At 70.8% G+C, this 18,495-nt stretch carries 17 protein-coding genes and 1 rRNA gene; 14 read left to right on the top strand and 4 right to left on the bottom strand.

Translation table 11 applies throughout. The features are described 5' to 3' along the window. The first annotated feature begins 123 nt into the window (after window positions 1–123). From rrf to ACFYW5_RS05590, 9 genes are all read left to right on the top strand, one after another. Window positions 124–240: ribosomal RNA gene (gene rrf, locus ACFYW5_RS05630) — 5S ribosomal RNA — on the top strand. A 61-nt stretch (window positions 241–301) separates the two neighbouring features. Beyond that, window positions 302–946, top strand: a complete 645-nt coding sequence (locus ACFYW5_RS05625; protein ID WP_389415600.1) for an HAD family hydrolase — start codon at window positions 302–304, stop codon at window positions 944–946. Between the two features lie 27 nt (window positions 947–973). Next, complete coding sequence (locus ACFYW5_RS05620) at window positions 974–2,236, top strand: MFS transporter (RefSeq protein ID WP_389415654.1); 1,263 nt, start codon at window positions 974–976, stop codon at window positions 2,234–2,236. Beyond that, window positions 2,187–3,362, top strand: a complete 1,176-nt coding sequence (locus ACFYW5_RS05615; protein WP_389415599.1) for an acetoin utilization protein AcuC — start codon at window positions 2,187–2,189, stop codon at window positions 3,360–3,362. The genes ACFYW5_RS05620 and ACFYW5_RS05615 overlap by 50 nt, the downstream gene beginning before the upstream one ends. 251 nt (window positions 3,363–3,613) lie before the next feature. Beyond that, window positions 3,614–4,429 (top strand): phosphatase, encoded by an 816-nt coding sequence (locus ACFYW5_RS05610; RefSeq protein ID WP_389415598.1) that lies wholly within the window; start codon window positions 3,614–3,616, stop codon window positions 4,427–4,429. A 129-nt stretch (window positions 4,430–4,558) separates the two neighbouring features. Beyond that, entirely contained in the window at window positions 4,559–4,771 is a 213-nt protein-coding gene (locus ACFYW5_RS05605; RefSeq protein ID WP_004984898.1) for a helix-turn-helix domain-containing protein, read from the top strand. Window positions 4,772–4,930: 159 nt separating this feature from the next. Beyond that, a complete protein-coding gene (locus ACFYW5_RS05600) occupies window positions 4,931–5,029 on the top strand; it encodes a 30S ribosomal protein bS22 (protein WP_003948845.1) in 99 nt (32 codons plus the stop codon). 286 nt (window positions 5,030–5,315) lie between these two features. Beyond that, a complete protein-coding gene (locus ACFYW5_RS05595; protein WP_389415597.1) occupies window positions 5,316–6,377 on the top strand; it encodes an NAD-dependent epimerase/dehydratase family protein in 1,062 nt (353 codons plus the stop codon). Window positions 6,378–6,391: 14 nt separating this feature from the next. Beyond that, the gene (locus tag ACFYW5_RS05590; RefSeq protein ID WP_389415596.1) at window positions 6,392–7,453 is read left to right on the top strand and encodes a lysophospholipid acyltransferase family protein; all 1,062 of its coding nucleotides are present in this window, start codon (window positions 6,392–6,394) and stop codon (window positions 7,451–7,453) included. A gap of 89 nt (window positions 7,454–7,542) precedes the next feature. Here the strand turns inward: ACFYW5_RS05590 and ACFYW5_RS05585 are convergent, their stop codons facing one another. The 3 genes from ACFYW5_RS05585 to ACFYW5_RS05575 form a co-directional block, all read right to left on the bottom strand. Further along, window positions 7,543–8,778 (bottom strand): DUF5667 domain-containing protein, encoded by a 1,236-nt coding sequence (locus tag ACFYW5_RS05585; protein ID WP_389415595.1) that lies wholly within the window; start codon window positions 8,776–8,778, stop codon window positions 7,543–7,545. Window positions 8,779–9,011: 233 nt separating this feature from the next. Further along, window positions 9,012–9,785 carry an ECF subfamily RNA polymerase sigma factor, BldN family gene (locus ACFYW5_RS05580; RefSeq protein ID WP_250070768.1) on the bottom strand — a complete coding sequence of 258 codons (774 nt, stop codon included), beginning with the start codon at window positions 9,783–9,785 and terminating at the stop codon, window positions 9,012–9,014. A 390-nt stretch (window positions 9,786–10,175) separates the two neighbouring features. Beyond that, complete coding sequence (locus tag ACFYW5_RS05575) at window positions 10,176–11,081, bottom strand: HAD family hydrolase (RefSeq protein ID WP_389415594.1); 906 nt, start codon at window positions 11,079–11,081, stop codon at window positions 10,176–10,178. 174 nt (window positions 11,082–11,255) lie between these two features. Here ACFYW5_RS05575 and ACFYW5_RS05570 point away from each other — a divergent pair, with 174 nt between their 5' ends. The 5 genes from ACFYW5_RS05570 (at window position 11,256) to ACFYW5_RS05550 (ending at window position 16,872) form a co-directional block, all read left to right on the top strand. Then, complete coding sequence (locus tag ACFYW5_RS05570) at window positions 11,256–11,540, top strand: glutaredoxin family protein (protein ID WP_389415593.1); 285 nt, start codon at window positions 11,256–11,258, stop codon at window positions 11,538–11,540. Between the two features lie 226 nt (window positions 11,541–11,766). Beyond that, window positions 11,767–12,531, top strand: a complete 765-nt coding sequence (locus ACFYW5_RS05565) for a redox-sensing transcriptional repressor Rex (protein ID WP_389415592.1) — start codon at window positions 11,767–11,769, stop codon at window positions 12,529–12,531. Then, a complete protein-coding gene (locus tag ACFYW5_RS05560) occupies window positions 12,528–14,219 on the top strand; it encodes a glutamyl-tRNA reductase (protein WP_389415591.1) in 1,692 nt (563 codons plus the stop codon). The genes ACFYW5_RS05565 and ACFYW5_RS05560 overlap by 4 nt, the downstream gene beginning before the upstream one ends. Further along, complete coding sequence (hemC, locus tag ACFYW5_RS05555) at window positions 14,216–15,175, top strand: hydroxymethylbilane synthase (RefSeq protein ID WP_389415590.1); 960 nt, start codon at window positions 14,216–14,218, stop codon at window positions 15,173–15,175. Before ACFYW5_RS05560 ends, hemC begins: the two co-directional genes overlap by 4 nt. After that, complete coding sequence (locus ACFYW5_RS05550; RefSeq protein ID WP_389415589.1) at window positions 15,172–16,872, top strand: uroporphyrinogen-III synthase; 1,701 nt, start codon at window positions 15,172–15,174, stop codon at window positions 16,870–16,872. Before hemC ends, ACFYW5_RS05550 begins: the two co-directional genes overlap by 4 nt. 64 nt (window positions 16,873–16,936) lie before the next feature. Here the strand turns inward: ACFYW5_RS05550 and ACFYW5_RS05545 are convergent, their stop codons facing one another. After that, window positions 16,937–18,316 (bottom strand): FAD-binding oxidoreductase, encoded by a 1,380-nt coding sequence (locus tag ACFYW5_RS05545; RefSeq protein ID WP_389415588.1) that lies wholly within the window; start codon window positions 18,314–18,316, stop codon window positions 16,937–16,939. Window positions 18,317–18,495: the final 179 nt, after the last annotated feature.

Genomic DNA, 18,495 nt, shown 5'->3' with positions numbered 1-18,495 from the left:
AGCACCGTAAGGTGTGGAGGTGACCGGTACTAATAGGCCGAGGGCTTGTCCTCAGTTGCTCGCGTCCACTGTGTTAGTTCTGAGGCAACGACCGTGTTTTTTTCCGGTCCAACTTCATAGTGTTTCGGTGGTCATAGCGTGAGGGAAACGCCCGGTTACATTCCGAACCCGGAAGCTAAGCCTTACAGCGCCGATGGTACTGCAGGGGGGACCCTGTGGGAGAGTAGGACACCGCCGAACAATTTTTGGGAAAACCCCGCACCTTATCGGTGCGGGGTTTTCTGCGTTTAGGCTTCTTGTTATGCGCTATGACCTCGTGATCTTCGACAACGACGGTGTGCTCGTCGACAGTGAGCCCATCTCCAACCGGCTGCTCGCCGCCTATCTCACCGAGCTGGGGCACCCGACCTCCTACGAGGACTCCCTGCGCGACTACATGGGCGCCGCCATGCACCGCGTACACGATCTCGTCGAGGCGCGGACCGGGGAGCGGCTGCCGGGGGACTTCGATGATGTCTTTCACGCTCGGGTGTTCGCTGCCTTCGAGCAGGAGCTGAAGCCGGTGGCCGGGGCCGAGGGAGTGCTGGAGAAGCTGGCCGCGGACGGGGTGCCGTACTGCGTGGCCTCCTCCGGGAGTCATGAGCGGATTCGGGTGGGGCATCGGACGACCGGGCTGACGCGGTGGTTCGAGGACGGGCGGATCTTCAGCTCGCAGGATGTGGGGCGGGGGAAGCCGGCGCCGGATCTGTTCCTGTACGCGGCCGAGCGGATGGGGGTCGCGCCGGAGCGGTGTGTCGTCGTGGAGGACAGTCCGCTGGGGGTGCGTGCCGCCGTCGCGGCCGGGATGGATGTCTACGGCTTCACGGCGATGACGCCCGCCGCGCGGCTGGAGGGTGCCACCGGACTCTTCGGTGACATGGGGGAGTTGAACGACCTGCTGGTCTGACCGAAGCTGAGGGAAACTCATCTTTGGCTGGATCTACCCACGAGTACGCACGGGCCCTACGCTCCCGCCATGACTGATGTGCTGCGGCGCGGCAGGGCCTCGCTGGCGTTCAGCTTCTTCGCCCAGGGCGTCGCCTTCGCGCTGCTGGTGACCCGGATCCCGGCCATCCAGGACCGGTACGGGGTCTCCGACGCGCTGCTGCCGGTCTTCCTCGCCGCCGTGCCCGTCCTGGCCGGCGTCGGGAGCGTGGCGACCGGGCGGCTGGTGAAGCGGGTGCCGCCCAGCCGGGTGCTGCGGTGGTCCCAGCCGGTGGTGTTCCTGGCGCTGCTGGGGGTCGCGGCCGGGGACCGGATGGTCGAGCTGGCCGTGGCGCTCGGGGCGTTCGGGCTGTCGGTGGGGGCGTTGGACGCCTCGATGAACATGCTCGGGGTCAGTCTGCAGCGGTCGTACGGGCGCAGCATCATGCTCAGTTTCCACGCCGCGTACAGCCTGGGCGGGATTCTGGGGGCCTCGCTGGCGTGGGCGGGGGCGCACTGGGATCTCGCGCTGTTCGTGTCGTACCTGCCCGTCGTGGTCGTGCTGCTGCCCGCCGCGTTCGTGGGGAGTCGGTGGTACGTCGACGGGGAGCCGGCGGCGGCTGTGCGGGGGGAGGCGGTGAAGGGCTCGGCGGGGGGCGTCGGGTTCAAGGTGCTGCTGCCGTTGTGTCTGGTGATGACCTTCGCGTACATCGGGGATTCCACGGTCTCCAACTGGAGCGCGAAGTACCTCCAGGACGTGCTCGGGAGCAGTGAGCAGCTGGCGACCGTGCCGTATGCCGTCTACATGGTGACCACGCTGGTGGGGCGGGCCATCGGGGACTTCGGGGTGCGGCGGTTCGGGGCCGTGGCGGTGGTGCGGGGCGGGACGGTGGTCGCGGCGGGTGGGTTCGCCGTCGTGGCCGTGGCGCCCGGGGCGTGGGTGGGGATGCTCGGGTTCACCTTGGTGGGGCTGGGGTTGTGTGTGCTGGTGCCGCAGACCTTCGCGGCGGCGGGGCGGTTGTTCCCGGGGGCGTCCGATGCGGCCGTTGCCCGGCTGAATGTGTTCAACTATGTGGGCTTTTTGATCGGTTCGCCGTTGGTGGGGGCCTTGGGCGATGCGTGGAATTATCGCGGGGCGATGCTGGCGCCGATGGTGTTGGTGCTGGTGACGCTCGTGTACGCCCGGTCGTTCGACGCTCAACCGGACCGATACGGTGGCGGGCATGAGCGGCCGCGCACAGCTGATGTGGGACGAGGCAGTAACGGGATATGACTTCGGTCCGGAGCATCCGATGGATCCGGTCCGGCTCGCGCTGACCCGGCGACTGGTCGAGGCCTTCGGGCTCGACCGGGAGGTCGATGTGGTCGCGGCGAAGGCGGCGGGGGAGTCGACGCTGCGGCTCGTGCACCGGGAGGACTACATCGCGGCCGTGAAGGCCGCGTCGGTGGATCCGGGGGCGGCGGACGGGTCGTACGGGCTGGGGACGCTCGATGATCCGGCGTTCGCGGGGATGCACGAGGTCTCGGCGCTGATCGCGGGGCAGTCGGTGGGGGCCGCGGAGGCCGTGTGGCGGGGTGACGCGCTGCACGCGGTGAACTTCGCGGGCGGGCTGCATCATGCGATGCCCGCGAGTGCGTCGGGGTTCTGCATCTACAACGACGCGTCGCTCGCCATCGCGCGGCTGTTGGAGCTGGGTGCCGAGCGGGTCGCGTACGTGGATGTGGACGTGCATCACGGGGACGGGGTGCAGGCCGCCTTCTGGGAGGATCCGCGGGTTCTGACGATCTCGCTGCACGAGCATCCGCGGACGCTGTTCCCGCAGACCGGGTGGCCGGAGGAGACCGGGGCGGCCGGGGAGGCCGAGGGATCGGCGGTGAATGTGGCGTTGCCGGCGGGGACGGGGGACGCGGGGTGGTTGCGGGCGTTTCACTCCGTGGTGCCGGAGCTGATTGCTGAGTTCCGGCCGCAGGTGCTGGTGACGCAGCATGGGGCGGATACGCACTTCGAGGATCCGTTGGCGCATCTGGCGGTGTCGCTGGATGCGCAGCGGGCTGTGCAGGTCGCCTGTCATGAGCTGGCGCATGAGTTCGCCGAGGGGCGGTGGGTGGCGCTCGGGGGTGGCGGGTACGCGGTGGTGGATGTCGTGCCGCGGTCGTGGACGCATCTGGTGGGGATCGCGGCGGGGCGGGAGATCGCGCCGGAGGCCGTTATTCCTGAGGGGTGGCGGCAGGAAGTGTTCGCTCGTACGCGGCAGTTGGCGCCGGCGCGGATGACGGACGGGCGGTGGCCGGTGGAGTGGGGGGCGTGGGAGGCGGGGTACGACCCTGCGGATCGGCTGGACCAGGCCGTGCTGGCGGCTCGGCGGGCGGTGTTTCCGTTGCGGGGGCTGTTGCCGTAGGGGAGGGGGTTTCGCCCCCGCCGCCCCTACCCGTCCCACCCCCAGGGGCTGCCGCCCCTTCCGCCCCGCCCGGGGGCTCCGCCCCCTGGACCCCCCGGTCGGCCCCGAGAGGGCCTCGTCCTCAAACGCCGGACGGGCTGAGAGGGCCTCGTCCTCAAACGCCGGACGGGCTGATGGGGCCGTTACGCCGACCGTGGGGTGTTCTGCCGTTCTGGTCGTCCCGGGCGGGCTCGTCCGTCAGCATCGCTCCCGTGTTGTCCATCGGTGCTCTGCGTGCTCATCTGGTCGCTGCTCGGCTGGCGGGGGTGGTGGCCACCTCGCGGGAGGCGAGTCTGCGGAGTTATCGGCTCTTCGCGGCCCGGGATCCGAGGGTTTTGCTCGGGATTGATCCGCAATGTTCCTGGGAGCCCCGCGAATTGGTCGCACTCATGGCCGATAAATGTGGAGTTTCCGCTGATCCGTCGCGCGTGGACGGGCATGATGTGATCGATCCGGCGCGAACTGTGGCCGCTCTCGACTCCTTCGCCGCCCGGATCGCGGCCGTCGCTCAGCGCAGCGGCCCCGTGCTGATCGGCACCGGACATCCGCATCGGCTGCTCGGTTTCTACGTCGCTTTGGCGGACGCTCTCTCGACGGCCGGCTGTGTTGTACTCACACCGGCGCAGGGTCGCTGTGTCGACATAACGACCCGGTTCGGTCTACGCACGTACAACCTGGACTACGTACGAGGAGTCGCGCTCGTGCGAGAACCGGGCCACCCGGGCTCCGGTGGTGAGACCGGCGCACACACCCACTCGCCCCTCCCGGTTCGTACCGCGCTGGCCGCGGCCGCCGAGGCCGGCGGGCCGTTGCCGGAGCTGGTCATCGGGGATCACGGCTGGGTCTGCGGGGCAGGTCAGCTGGGGTTCGAGGCCATTGGTCTCGCCGATACGGATGACCCCGCGCTCTTCGTGGGGGAGGCCGAGGGGACCGTGTCCGTCGTCGTTCCACTTGATGACGCTGTGCGGTCCGATTACTACCGGCCGCTTACCCGCTACGTACTCAATCGAGCGTGTCTGTCACAGTAGGCCGCCGATGGGTGCACCTCTTCCCCACTCGCATCACCCGCCCCTACATTGGGGAGTGAGCACGCAACGACGAAGAGTCACCGGAAGGGGAAGCCGGTGGCCGTCGAGTGCGGAAGGTTCAGGTGTGTCATGGCTGCAGCTGGCGAGAGGCCTCTGAACGAGGTTCAGTTCCTTACCGTGGCGGAAGTCGCCTCGGTGATGCGAGTGTCGAAGATGACCGTGTACCGCTTGGTGCACAGCGGTCATCTGCCCGCGATCCGGGTGGGGCGGTCCTTCCGCGTCCCCGAGCAAGCGGTGCACGAGTACCTCCGCGAGAGTTATGTGGGGGTGGAAACCGCCTGACGGCACACGGGTGCGGGGGAGTCCTCAGGGCACCATCGGATCTCCCCCGGCCACCTCGATTACGACCTCAGCGCTCGGGCGGGTTAGGCTAGCCCCTCGTAGGTCGTGTGGGCCCATGGCGCCCAAACACCGAGTGATGAGAAGTGAGCGAGGGTAGTCGTGGGCTCTGTTATCAAGAAGCGGCGCAAGCGGATGGCCAAGAAGAAGCACCGCAAGCTGCTCAAGCGCACGCGCGTTCAGCGTCGCAACAAGAAGTAAGGTCGCGACGCGAGCCGCGAGAGCGTACGTGTGGCCCCCCACCGGACAGGTGGGGGGCCGCGCGCGTTCCCGGGGCCGGTGTGCGGCGGACCGGAGCCTGTGCGTAGGTCTGGACGCCGGGATGGCTCGGTCTGTTCGTACGTCCGGGGGTGCCGTCACTTCGTGCAGTGGGTGGTCCTCACAGCGCGACACCGAGCCGCTAAGTTGGCGGCACACGGGGAACCCGGCAGGGTAACGAGCAGCGGTACATCAGGTCTGGACGATTCCTGGAAGGAAGGCGCTGATCTTGGGCAAGGTCGTGCTCGTGACCGGAGTGGCCCGTCAACTGGGGGGCCGGTTCGTACGGCGGATCCAGCGTGACCCCCAGGTCGACCGGGTCGTCGCCGTGGACGCGGTTCCGCCCGAGCACCATCTGGGCGGTGCGGACTTCATCCAGGCCGACATCCGGCAGGCCGGCATAGCGCGGGTGCTGGCCGAGACGGGCGCCGACACGGTCGTACACCTGGACGTCACGGGCACGGCGCTCGGCGCCGGCAGCCGGACCACGGTCAAGGAGACCAACGTCATCGGCACCATGCAGCTTCTCGGGGCCTGCCAGAAGTCGCCGGCCGTCAAGCGGCTGGTGGTGAAGTCCAGTACGAACGTGTACGGGTCGGCGCCGCGCGATCCCGCTATGTTCACCGAGACCACCCCGCCCAAGTCGCTGCCCAGCGGCGGGTTCGCCAAGGACACCGTCGAGGTCGAGGGCTATGTGCGCGGCTTCGCCCGGCGGCGGCCGGACGTCGCCGTCTGTGTGCTGCGGTTCGCCAACATCCTCGGCCCGACCGCGGACACCCCGCTCGCGGCGTACTTCTCACTGCCCGTGCTGCCGACCGTGTTCGGCTACGACCCACGGCTGCAGTTCGTGCACGAGGACGATGTGATCGAGGTGCTGCGAATCGGTTCGCACGAACCCGAGCGCGGCACCCTCAACAGCGGCACCTTCAACATCGCCGGTGACGGAGTCCTGCTGCTGTCGCAGTGTTCGCGACGGCTCGGCCGGCCCACCGTGCCCCTGCTGCTGCCCGCCGTCACCTGGGCCGGCTCGCTGGTGCGCACGCTCGGCATGACGGACTTCTCGCCCGAACAGATCCGGCTGCTCACCCACGGCCGGGTCGTGGCCACGGACCAGATGCGGGAGACGCTCGGCTTCCAGCCGAAGTACACGACCGCGGAGACCTTCGCGGACTTCGCGCGCAGCCGCGGACCCGGACTGCTCCCGCCGGAGGCCCTCGCGGGGGCCGTCGACCGGATCGCCGCGCTGTCCCTCGAGGGCAGCGGTCACCCCCCGACGCAGAGCGCCAACTGAGGAGCGCATCAACGATGGCGGACGCCAAGGTCATTCCGTTCGACGACGACCGGTCCCGCGCGGGCGCCGTACAGCGGCCGGTGCGGCGCCGGAGCGTGGGGAACCGGCGCAAGAGCGCGGAGCCCGCGCTGGTCCATGAGGTCCGTGAGGTCCCTGAGGCCCAGCCCCTGCCCGACCCGGCGGCCGCGCAGGATGATGTCCCGGTGACGGAAGAGATGCGGGAGCAGCAGGAGGGCGGCGGCCTGGAACAGCGCATCGCCGGCGGTCTGTCCTTCCTGCGCCGCCGCCTCACCGGGGACTACGAGGTCGACGACTTCGGCTACGACGAGGAGCTGACCGACCAGGTCCTGATGTCGCTGCTGCGCCCGGTGTACGAGAAGTACTTCCGGGTCGAGGTGAAGGGTGTGGAGAACATCCCGGCCGAGGGCGGCGCCCTGATCGTCGCCAACCACTCCGGCACCCTGCCGCTGGACGGCCTGATGATGCAGGTCGCCGTCCACGACAACCACCCCGCCGGGCGTCATCTACGGCTGCTCGCCGCGGACCTGGTCTTCATGCTGCCGGTGGTCAACGAGTTCGCCCGCAAGCTCGGCCACACCCTGGCCTGCGCGGAGGACGCCGAACGCCTCCTCGGCCAGGGCGAACTGGTCGGCGTGATGCCGGAGGGCTTCAAGGGCATCGGCAAGCCCTTCAGTGAGCGCTACAAGCTCCAGCGCTTCGGCCGCGGCGGCTTCGTCTCCACGGCACTGCGCCAAGGCGCCCCGATCATCCCGTGCTCGATCGTGGGGGCGGAGGAGATCTACCCGATGATCGGCAACGCCAAGACGCTGGCCCGGGTCCTCGGATTCCCGTACTTCCCGCTGACGCCGACCTTCCCGTGGCTCGGCCCGCTCGGCGCGATCCCGCTGCCGACGAAGTGGACGATCCAGTTCGGCGAGCCCATCCTCACCGACGGCTATCCGCTGGAGGCGGCGGAGGATCCGATGCTGATGTTCAACCTGACGGACCAGGTCAGGGAACAGATCCAGCACACCCTGTACAAGCTGCTGGTGCAACGCAGGTCGGTCTTCTTCTGAGCCCTGCCGCACCCGGGCGGACCGAAGAAACGTTTATACGGCAACGGGGGCGCCCTTCCCGAGAAGGGCGCCCCCGATCCGCGTACCGGCTAGTCCGCGTTCTCGCCGTCGATGCCGAACCCGGGGAGCAGGCCCGGGAGGAGCGGCGGGAGTGTCACATCCGGCTCCGGGACCGGCGGGGTGCTGGTCGACGGAGTCGTACTGCCCGTGCTCTCCTTCGGCGGGTCGAGCAGGCCGCCGGTGCTGCCGCCGAGCAGGCCGTCGTCCTCGCCGCCGGAACTCGCGGACCTGCTGGGGCCGCCGCTGCTGGACTGGCGGCCGTCGGAGGCGCTGTTGCCGCTGCTGGGGGCCGCCGAGCGGTCCGTGCCGGACGAGCCGGTGGAGGCCGCGCCGGAACCGCCCTGCCGGGGGCCGGAGCCGCCGCCCTTGGCGGGAGGCTCGGGCAGCAGGGTCTGCAGCGGGGCCACTTCTTCGTCTATGGCGTCGAAGACCGACGACACCCGCTCACCGACGTCGCCGAGCTGCACGGGGAGCCGGTCGCGCAGGGCGCCCCAGGTGTCGCGGTGCGAGCGGGAGAAGGCGGACAGCGCCTGCATGGGGCCGAGCGAGTCCGGGTCGGCCGCGTACGCCGCGGAGAGCAGCCGGTGGCCCTCGGAGGCGTCGTGGTGCATCCCGGACAGGGCGCGGCGGATCTCGCCGAGGGATTCGTGGTCGAGGTGGCCGCCGCGGTCGCGCTCCATCAGCCGGCGCGCTTCGCTGAGCCGGGTGGAGGCCTGGTCGAGGAAGACCTGGCCGCGCTCGCTGTCGGTGTCGGTGAGGCCGCGCTTGAAGTCCTCGATGCCGCGCTTGAGGCCGTAGAGCGAGTCTCCGGGCAGGGCGTCACCGCTGGCGGCGGCGACTCCGCCGAAGGCACCGGCGGCGACTCCGACGCTGAGGCCGCCCGCGGCCAGGCCCTTGGTGAGCCGGGACCGCGGTCGCAGTTTGCCGAGCGGGGTCGCCCGGTGTGCGCCCCGGGCCCGATGGGAGCGCTGTTCGGGTACCGCGGAATCCATCCTGCCGCCCGCGCCCTCCAGCAGCATGGCCTCCATCGCGGCCACGAGCTGGGCCCGCTGCACGACCTTGACCTCCGGATCCATCTCCGGTTTGGGCAGTTCGCCGAGACCCGAGGCGAGGGCCAACAGGCGGCCCTGCCCGGTCTGTTCCGCAGCAGCCGGGGCCGGTGCCGGTCCTTCGGACTGCTCGGCCGCCGTGCCCCGGTCGGACTGCTCCTCCAGGGCCAGGGCGAAGGCGTTCGCCCGCCGGTGCGCCGATACGTTCGCGATCACTGGCGGCACCTCCTCTCGTCATGACGGTCGACTCCCCAGGGGGTCCTGAGGGTTGCACCACCTGAGCACATCCACACGATCGGGTGATCGGCGGTGGCCGGGTGGTGACCACAGGGAGCCTGCATCCCGCACAACGAGCGTCGCGGCACTTGGGTTACGGACGGCGGATGATCGGATCGGGAAGTCAACGGACTATTACCGAAAGCGACTTGGCCATTACCGACCGTATGCGGTCAGCGGGCGTCGTCCGGCAGGAGCCGGGCGAGGGTGCGTACGGCGCGGTACTGGAGGGTCTTGATGGCCCCTTCGTTCTTGCCCATGACGCGGGCGGTCTCGGCGACGGAGAGGCCCTGGAGGAAGCGGAGCGTGACGCACTCCTGCTGCTGTGGATTGAGCCGCCGGACGGCGTCCAGCAGGGCCGCGTTGGACAGCGACTCCAGCACCGAGTCCTCGGGGGAGCGCTCGACCTCGTTGGCGTCGAGCATCTCGCCGGTGGTGACCTCCAGCCGGAAGCGGCTGGACTTGAAGTGGTCGGCGACGAGATTGCGGGCGATGGTGACGAGCCAGGCGCCGAAGTCACGCCCTTGCCAGGTGAAGGTGCCGATCCGTCGCAGGGCGCGCAGAAAGGTCTCGCTCGTGAGGTCCTCGGCGGTGGCCTTTCCGCCCACGCGGTAGTAGATGTACCGGTAGACAGTGTCGCTGTACTGGTCGTAGAGACGCCCGAAGGCGTCGGCCTCGCCGGCCTGTGCGCGTTCGACGAGATCCATCATGCGGGCGCTGTCGCTGTCAGCGGCCGGACGCCGGGCGGTCGTGGCACCGGTCGAACGCCCCCGTCTGCCGACGGCGGGGCCGCCGTCGGCGAGCGCGTAGCACGGCCCGACGGGGGTGGCGGCTACGGCAAGGGTGGGGACGGCGTACGCGGTGGGGACGAAGCCGCGCAACAGGTCTTGGACCGTTGCGCGCAGCGTAGCCAGGCCCGAGGCGTCAACCCCGACGTGTGGGTACACGGGACTCCCAGAGGCAGAGCTTCCATCACGTGCAGTACGGGACCGTTCACCCGTCGTAGCGACGGAGGGGTACCGGATTGCGTCTGAGGAGAATAACGCTTCGTACAGGCGCTGCTACACCCAGTTGCTCAAATCATCGATTACGTCGCTTCTGTAACCGAATGAGGCCCGATCAAGTGCCGCACTGTGATCGTTTGTTGATCAGGTGTGGGCGTATTCCGGTCGGGGCCGGGGCGTGTTGTGGCCGTGTGCAGCCAAGGGGGCTGGACAGCGGGTTGAGTGGGTACGGTCTTGCGATTGGCCGGGTTCCGTCGGCGCGGAGGGCTGGTGATCAGAGGTGGGCGCGGGTGGGCGCGGTCCGGTCGGCCGGAGACGCGGGCGCGGGCCGGTTCAGCGGCGGCGGCGCGAGATGGCGATCGCCGCGGCCGTGCCGCCGGCCACCGCGCCGACTCCGGCCGCCGCGGGGATGCCGACCTTGGCGGCCTTGCGGCCCGTCCGGTAGTCGCGCAGGCGCCAGTCCAGTTCGCGGGCGTGCTTGCGGAGCTTGGCGTCCGGGTTGATCGCGTAGGGGTGGCCCACCAGGGACAGCATCGGGATGTCGTTGTGGCTGTCGCTGTAGGCCGCGCAGCGGGTCAGGTCCAGGCCCTCCGCCGTCGCCAGCGCCCGGACCGCCTCCGCCTTCGCCGGGCCGTGCAGGGGTTCCCCGACCAGCTTGCCCGTGTAGACGCCGTCCACCGATTCCGCCACCGTGCCGAGGGCACCGGTCAGGCCCAGCCGGCGCGCGATCACCTGCGCGATCTCCACCGGTGCCGCCGTCACCAGCCACACCTTCTGGCCGGCGTCCAGATGGGCCTGCGCCAGCGCCCGCGTCCCGGGCCAGATCCGCTCGGCCATGTACTCGTCGTAGATCTCCTCGCCGATCGACATCAGCTCCGAGACCCGGTGGCCCTTGACGATCGACAGCGCCGAGTCCCGCGCCTCCTGCATGTGCTCGGGATCCTCGACCCCGGCCAGCCGGAACCACGCCTGCTGCCAGGCGAAGCGGGCCAGGTCACGGGTCTCGAAGAACTTCCGTTTGTGCAGGCCACGGCCGAAGTGGAACAGTGCGGCGCCCTGCATCACGGTGTTGTCCAGGTCGAAGAACGCCGCCGCCCGGTCGTCCCCGAGCACCGGGAACTGCGGTTCGTCCTCCGGGGGGACCGACTTGCGCGCGGCCTCCGCCGAGGCCTCGCCTGCCAACACGCTCCGCGCGGTGGCGGAGCGCCTACGGGGAGTGAGCCATCCGAGAGCGGCCATGGCGTGAGCATAGCCATTTTGTTCGGGGGTTCCGGAGTCGAGAGGTTGGGAGGCTGTGAACTCTCCGCGACCGTGCCGTTAAAGAAGTCATCGCCGCGGCGGCCCCTGTCCGCGGGCTCCCGGGCGATGTCGGCGGCTGTCCCGGCTGCCTCGGCGCGGGCGAGAATGGCTGACATGAGTCCACTCTTCCGCCGCAAGGCGCAGGCGCCCCAGGACCGGCTCGTCACTCTCGTCCGCAAGCCGGGCTGTCATCTGTGTGATGACGCACAGATCGTCATCGAGAAGGTCTGCGGTGATCTCGGGGTCCGCTGGGAGCAGAAGGACATCACCCAGGACCCCCAACTCCACGACCAGTACTGGGAACAGATCCCCGTCGTGCTCGTCGACGGAGAGCAGCACACGTTCTGGCGCGTGAACGAGGAGCGGCTCCGCAAGGCACTGACCGACCAGTCCAACTAGTCCGGCCGGTCGCTTAGGATCGATGGAGAGTTGGTCTTGGGGGCGAGATTGATGAGGGAAGTGTGCGGTTTTGCCTCCGAGACAGACGCGCGTGACCCCGGTCACGTTGGCCGGGCAAATCGGACACCATCTTTGTGCACGCGTTCACAAAGACATAGCCTGCATTCGACGGGGCGGTCTGGGGACGCATGACCGCCTACAGCCCCGCTCTACCCGCAGGAGCACCGTGGCAACTGGCCGAACTCACCGACCGGCGACCCGTAGCCGAGGGATTCCCGAGGCCACCGTCGCCCGGCTTCCGCTGTACCTCCGTGCGCTGACCGGACTCTCCGAGCGCTCGGTACCCACGGTTTCCTCCGAGGAACTCGCGGCCGCGGCGGGGGTCAACTCCGCGAAGCTGCGCAAGGACTTCTCGTACCTGGGCTCCTACGGGACGCGTGGCGTGGGTTACGACGTCGAGTATCTCGTGTACCAGATCTCCCGCGAACTGGGGCTGACCCAGGACTGGCCGGTTGTGATCGTCGGTATCGGCAACCTCGGCGCGGCGCTCGCCAACTACGGCGGCTTCGCCTCGCGCGGCTTCCGGGTGGCGGCGCTGATCGACGCCGATCCCGCGATGGCCGGCAAGCCCGTCGCCGGGATCCCGGTGCAGCACACCGACGAGCTCGAGAAGATCATCGACGACAACGGCGTGTCCATCGGTGTCATCGCCACTCCGGCCGGAGCCGCCCAGCAGGTGTGCGAGCGGCTGGTCGCCGCCGGGGTCACCTCCATCCTGAACTTCGCGCCGACCGTGCTGAACGTCCCCGAGGGCGTCGACGTGCGCAAGGTCGACCTCTCCATCGAGCTGCAGATCCTCGCCTTCCACGAGCAGCGCAAGGCCGGCGAGGAAGCCGCGGCGGCCGACGGCGCCGGTCGTGTGCCCGCCGTCCGCGCCGAGTCCGGCGACAAGGGACCCGACGGGGACGTACCCGCCGTGATGCCGGCATGAGCCTTCTCGTCGTAGGACTGAGCCACCGCAGCGCCCCGGTCAGCGTGCTGGAGCGGGCCGCGTTGAACGCGGACGCCCAGGTCAAGCTGATCCAGGACACGGTCGCCGCCGAGCCGGCCACCGAGGCCGCGGTGCTCGCCACCTGCAACCGGATCGAGCTGTACGCCGACGTGGACAAGTTCCACGCCGGTGTCGCCGAGCTGTCCACGCTGCTCGCCCAGCACAGCGGGGTGGGGCTGGACGAGCTCACGCCCTACCTCTACGTGCACTACGAGGACCGGGCTGTCCACCACCTGTTCTCGGTGGCCTGCGGGCTGGACTCCATGGTCGTCGGCGAGGGGCAGATCCTCGGGCAGATCAAGGACTCGCTGGCCCGGGCGCAGGACCTGCACACCGCGGGGCGCCTGCTCAACGACCTGTTCCAGCAGGCCCTGCGGGTCGGCAAGCGCGCGCACTCCGAGACCGGCATCGACCGCGCCGGGCAGTCCCTGGTCACCTTCGGGCTGGAGCAGCTCTCCGGCGGTACGGCCGTGCAGGACTGGGCGCGCGGGAAGAAGGCGCTGGTCATCGGCGCCGGGTCGATGTCCTCGCTGGCCGCGGCGACGCTGGCGCGGGCCGGGGTCGCCGAGATCGTGATCGCGAACCGTACGGCCGACCGGGCCGAGCGGCTCGTCGAGATCCTGAACGAGGGCGCGGCGGGGCCGGCGCGTGCGGTGCCGATGGACGCGGTGCCCGATGAACTGACACGTGCCGATGTCGCGGTGTCCTGCACCGGGGCGACGGGCATCGTGCTGGCCGCGGAGACCATCGCCGGAGCGCTGACGGGCCGGGTGCCCTTCGCGCAGCCCGGCCCCGATCAGGCTCCGGTCTCCGCCCCGGCGGTACGGCAGCCCGCGGGCTCCGCGTCCGTCGCGGGTCCCGCCGCCGAGGAGAACTGCCCGCTCGACCTGCCCGCCGTCCGGGCCACCGCCGGCTTCTCCGTGCTCGGGGAGGCCGCCGTGGCCGGGATGGGGGCCGCCGAGCTGGAGCAGCACGCCGCCTGGGTGGACAACGCCCCGCGCCCGCAGACCACCCCCGACGAGGCCGAGGCCATCGCCGCGCTCGCGGCCGCCGCGGCCACCGCCGGACGGATCCCCGAGCGTCGCAGGCCCGAGTCGGTGGCCGAGTCCGCGCGGCCCGAACCCGTGCTGTACCTGCTCGATCTCGCGATGCCGCGGGACATCGACGCGGCCGTGCACCGGCTGGCCGGGGTGCGGCTGGTGGACATCGAGTCGCTCGCCGACGCCTCGGCGGACGCTCCGATGGCGGCCGACGTCGACCAGGTGCGCCGTATCGTCTCCGACGAGGTCGCCGCCTTCGGGGCGGCGCTGCGGGCCGCGCACATCACGCCGACCGTGGTCGCGCTGCGCACCATGGCCGCGGATGTCGTCGCCGGGGAGATCGCCCGGCTCGAGGCGCGGCTGCCGGGTCTCGACGACAAGCACCGCAGCGAGATCACCCAGACCGTGAAGCGCGTCGTGGACAAGCTCCTGCACGCGCCGACCGTACGGGTCAAGCAGCTCGCGGCCGAACCCGGCGGCGCCGGGTACGCGGACGCACTGCGGACCCTGTTCGACCTCGACCCCGAGACGGTGGCCGCCGTCTCCCGGGCCGAGGACAGCACCGAGAAGGACCGAGGGCCGGCATGAAAGACAAGGCACTGAGGCTCGGGACCCGGCGCAGCAAGCTCGCCATGGCCCAGTCCGGGCAGGTGGCGGACGCCGTGCGCCGGGTGACGGGAAGGCCCGTTGAGCTCGTCGAGATCACCACGTACGGCGATGTGTCGCGGGAGAACCTCGCGCAGATCGGCGGCACGGGGGTGTTCGTCACCGCGCTGCGGGACGCGCTGCTGCGCGGCGAGGTCGACTTCGCGGTGCACTCCCTCAAGGACCTGCCCACCGGGCAGCCCGAGGACCTGGCGCTGGCCGCGATCCCGGAGCGCGAGGACCCGCGGGACGTGATCGTCGCCCGGGACGCGCTGAAGTTCACCGACCTGCCGCGCGGGGCGCGCATCGGTACGGGTTCGCCGCGCCGCATGGCGCAGCTGAACGGGTACGCGCGCAGCCACGGGCTGGACATCGAGACGGTGCCGATCCGCGGCAACGTCGACACGCGGATCGGGTTCGTGCGGGACGGCGCGCTGGATGCCGTCGTGCTCGCCGCCGCCGGACTGAACCGCATCGGACGCATCGACGAGGTGACCGACTTCCTCTCGGTCGACACGGTTTTGCCCGCCCCCGGCCAGGGGGCCCTGGCGATCGAGTGCTCCGCGGACAACGCGGACCTGATCGCCGCGCTCGGCGAGCTCGACGACCCGTTCACGCGGGTCGCCGTGACGGCCGAACGGTCCCTGCTCGCCGCCCTGGAGGCCGGCTGCTCCGCCCCTGTGGGCGCGCTGGCCGACCTGCTGGGCGACGGGCAGATTGTCAAGGAGATGCGCCTGCGGGGCGTCGTCGGCACGACCGACGGCTCTCGTACGGTGCAGCTGTCCACCACCGGTCCCGTGCCCGAGACGCACGACCATGCGCTGGCACTCGGTCGCGAACTCGCGGCCGAGATGCTTGCCCAGGGCGCGGCCGGTCTGATGGGGGAGCGAGCACAGTGAGCCCCACCGCCCTTTCCGCCGGCCTGGAACACGGTCACGTCACCTTCCTCGGTGCCGGACCCGGGGATCCGGGGCTGCTGACTCTGCGCGCCGTCGAGGCGCTGGCGAACGCGGACGTCCTCGTCGCCGAGCACGACGTGCTCGACGTCGTCCGGGTGCACGCCAGGCCGGGCGTGTCCGTCGTGAACACGGATCCCTCGTCGGACCCTGTTCCGGGCACAGGCACGCCTCAGCTCGCGGTCGTTGACGGTACGTCAACAACCGCTGGTGCACCCGCTGTGCGGGATGCCGCACATCTTGTCATGGAGGCCGCGCGGGGCGGCAGGCGGGTCGTGCGTGCGGTGTCCGGGGACCCCGGGCTCGACGCCTACGCCGCCGAGGAGATGCTGGCGTGCGCCGCGGCGGGGGTGCCCTTCGAGGTCGTCCCGGGTGTCGCGGCCGCGGTCGGTGTGCCCGCGTACGCCGGTGTGCCGCTGCGTGACGCGCAGGGCGCGGACGTGCGGTTCGTGGACGCGCGCACGGCGTCCGACCGGTGCTGGACGGAGGTGGGTACCTCCGACGGCACGGTGGTCGTCTCGACGACCCTCGACTCCGTCGCCGCGGCCGCCGGTGAGCTGGTGGCGGCCGGGCGCAAGCCCGATACGCCGATGACGGTCACGGTCGCCGGCACGACCACGCGTCAGCGGACCTGGACCGCCACGCTCGGCACCATCGCACAGACGCTGAAGCAGGCCAAGGTGCTGCCCTCGCCGGAGGGCGGGCGGCAGGTCATAGCCGTGGTCGGTGAGCGTTCCGCAGCCGCCCAGCGCGAGCAGCTGTCGTGGTTCGAGTCCAAGCCGCTCTTCGGATGGCGAGTGCTCGTGCCGCGCACCAAGGAGCAGGCGGCCTCGCTCTCCGACCAGCTTCGGTCCTACGGGGCCGTGCCGCACGAGGTGCCGACCATCGCCGTCGAGCCGCCGCGCACGCCCCAGCAGATGGAGCGCGCGGTCAAGGGGCTGGTGACCGGGCGGTACGAGTGGATCGCCTTCACCTCGGTGAACGCGGTCAAGGCCGTGCGGGAGAAGTTCGAGGAGTACGGGCTCGACGCGCGGGCCTTCGCCGGGATCAAGGTCGCGGCGGTGGGGGAGCAGACGGCCAAGGCGCTGATCGCCTTCGGGGTGAAGCCGGATCTGGTGCCGTCCGGGGAGCAGTCGGCCGCGGGCCTGCTGGAGGACTGGCCGCCATACGACCCGGTCTTCGACCCGATCGACCGGGTGTTCCTGCCGCGGGCCGACATCGCCACCGAGACGCTGGTCGCCGGGCTGATCGAGCTGGGCTGGGAGGTGGACGACGTCACGGCCTACCGGACCGTGCGGGCGTCGCCGCCGCCGGCGGAGACCCGGGAGGCGATCAAGGGGGGTGGCTTCGACGCCGTTCTCTTCACGTCGTCCTCCACGGTGCGGAACCTGGTCGGGATCGCCGGCAAGCCGCACAACGTGACCGTGATCGCCTGCATCGGTCCCGCCACGGCGAAGACCGCCGAGGAGCACGGGCTGCGGGTGGACGTGATGGCTCCGGAGCCGTCCGTGCACAAGCTGGCCGAGGCGCTGGCGGACTTCGGCGCGCAGCGCCGGGCCGCGGCCCTGGAGGCGGGGGACGCGGTGACCCGGCCGAGCGAGCGGCGGCCGGGGGCGCGGCGGAGGCGTACGACGACCTGAACGTGACGGTCGGCTGGGGCGGCACCGGATCGGTGCCGCCCCAGTGGTATGTCCGGCTGCCGTGCTACGTGACGGTGTGGCCGTAGCGCAGCAGGTTGTCCGGGTCGTACGTCTTCTTGGCCTCGCGCAGGCGGGTGAGGACCTCCGGGGTCCAGGCGCGGGCCCGGTCCTCGGCGTCGCCCGGGGTGCCGTGGATGTTGACCATGGTGCGGCCGGTGCCGTACGGAGCCATGGTGCGGTGCAGGGAGGCCGTGGCCCGCTCGATCGCTTCCGCCGCCGGCGGGGCGGCCAGGACGCCCACCGCTTCGAGGAGGAAGGTGGCGTCCCGGGCGCAGATCGCGTCCTCGGTGCGTGCCGGGCGGGACAGGGCGCCGCCCATGTGGCGCAGGCCGACCGCCAGCAGGGGGTAGTCGGCTGCCTGCGGGCCCGCCTCGTGGAGGAAGGCGCGGATCGCCTCCGGCGGGAGGTCGCGCAGCAGGCTGCACGATTCCCGGGCGGGGAGCGGGTCCTGGGGTTCCATGTAGATGCGGTCGAGTGCCGCGTACGGCATCTCCTCGACCAGGTCGACGGCTACCGGGGCGGCCTCGCGGATCGGTGCCAGCAGGGCTTCGCCCTCGGCGGGGTCCGCGGTCCAGGCCACCGCGACGCGGGCCCAGGAGCCGCCGCGCAGGGGTTCGGGGATCTGGGGGATCGGGGGCAGGCGCAGCAGCGTGAACGCGCTGCACATGGTCTCCGGGACGTCCTGGGCCCACTGTGCCCAGGCGGTCATGAGGGCTTCGGCGTGCTGGATCTCGCAGTAGATTCCGCCGCCGAGGAGGGTGGGGAGTTCGAGCAGGCCGCAGGTCATGGAGGTGACGACGCCTACGTTTCCCTTGCCGCCCTTCAGGGACCGGAAGAGTTCCGGTTCGTGGGTGGCGTCCGTTTCGTGCAGGGTGCCGTCCGGGGTGACCACCTGGAAGCTGTGGACCAGGTCGGCGGCGAAGCCGTAGGCGCGGCCCAGGACGGGGAGGCCGCCGCCGAGGGTGTAGCCGATGGCTCCCGCGTCGGTGGCGGAGCCGCTGAGGGCGGCGAGGCCGTAGGGGGTGGCGGCGTCCAGGACGTGTCGCCACTTGGCGCCCGCGGAGATCTTCGCGGTGCGGGTTTCCGGGGTGACCGTCACGTCGGTCATGCGGGTGGTGTTGATGAGCAGGCCGTGGTCGATGGGGAAGTTGGCGCCGTGGCCGGTGGCCTGGACGGCGACGGGGGTGTGGGTGGCCGAGGCCCAGCGGAGGGCGGTGACGATGTCGTGGGGGCTGGTGGCTCCTACGACGACGTCCGGGGTGTGGAGGGCGGCGAGGTTGAAGCCGGTGACTTCGTCGCCGTAGCCGGGGTCGCGGGGGCGCAGGACTGGGCCCTGGATCTCCGAGAGGGCGAAGAGGTCGGGGGTGGGGTGGGGGGCGGTCATGTGGTCCTCCGTCGGGGGTGTACGGAGGGACGGCGGCGGTCGGGGGCGGCCGTCGGGGTCCTGGGTGCGCGCGCTTGTTCTTCCAGGATGACTGGTGGGGGTGGGGTGTGCAGGTTGGCGGGGGTGGGGGCGGGTGCGGGTGCGGGGGTTGCGGGGCGCCTTCGTGGGGGCCTTTTTGG

The sequence above is a fragment of the Streptomyces sp. NPDC002779 genome, from assembly GCF_042888685.1.
GTDB lineage: Bacteria > Actinomycetota > Actinomycetes > Streptomycetales > Streptomycetaceae > Streptomyces.
The sequence above is the reverse complement of the archived record's forward strand: the minus strand, read 5'-3'. Positions and strand labels throughout refer to the sequence as shown.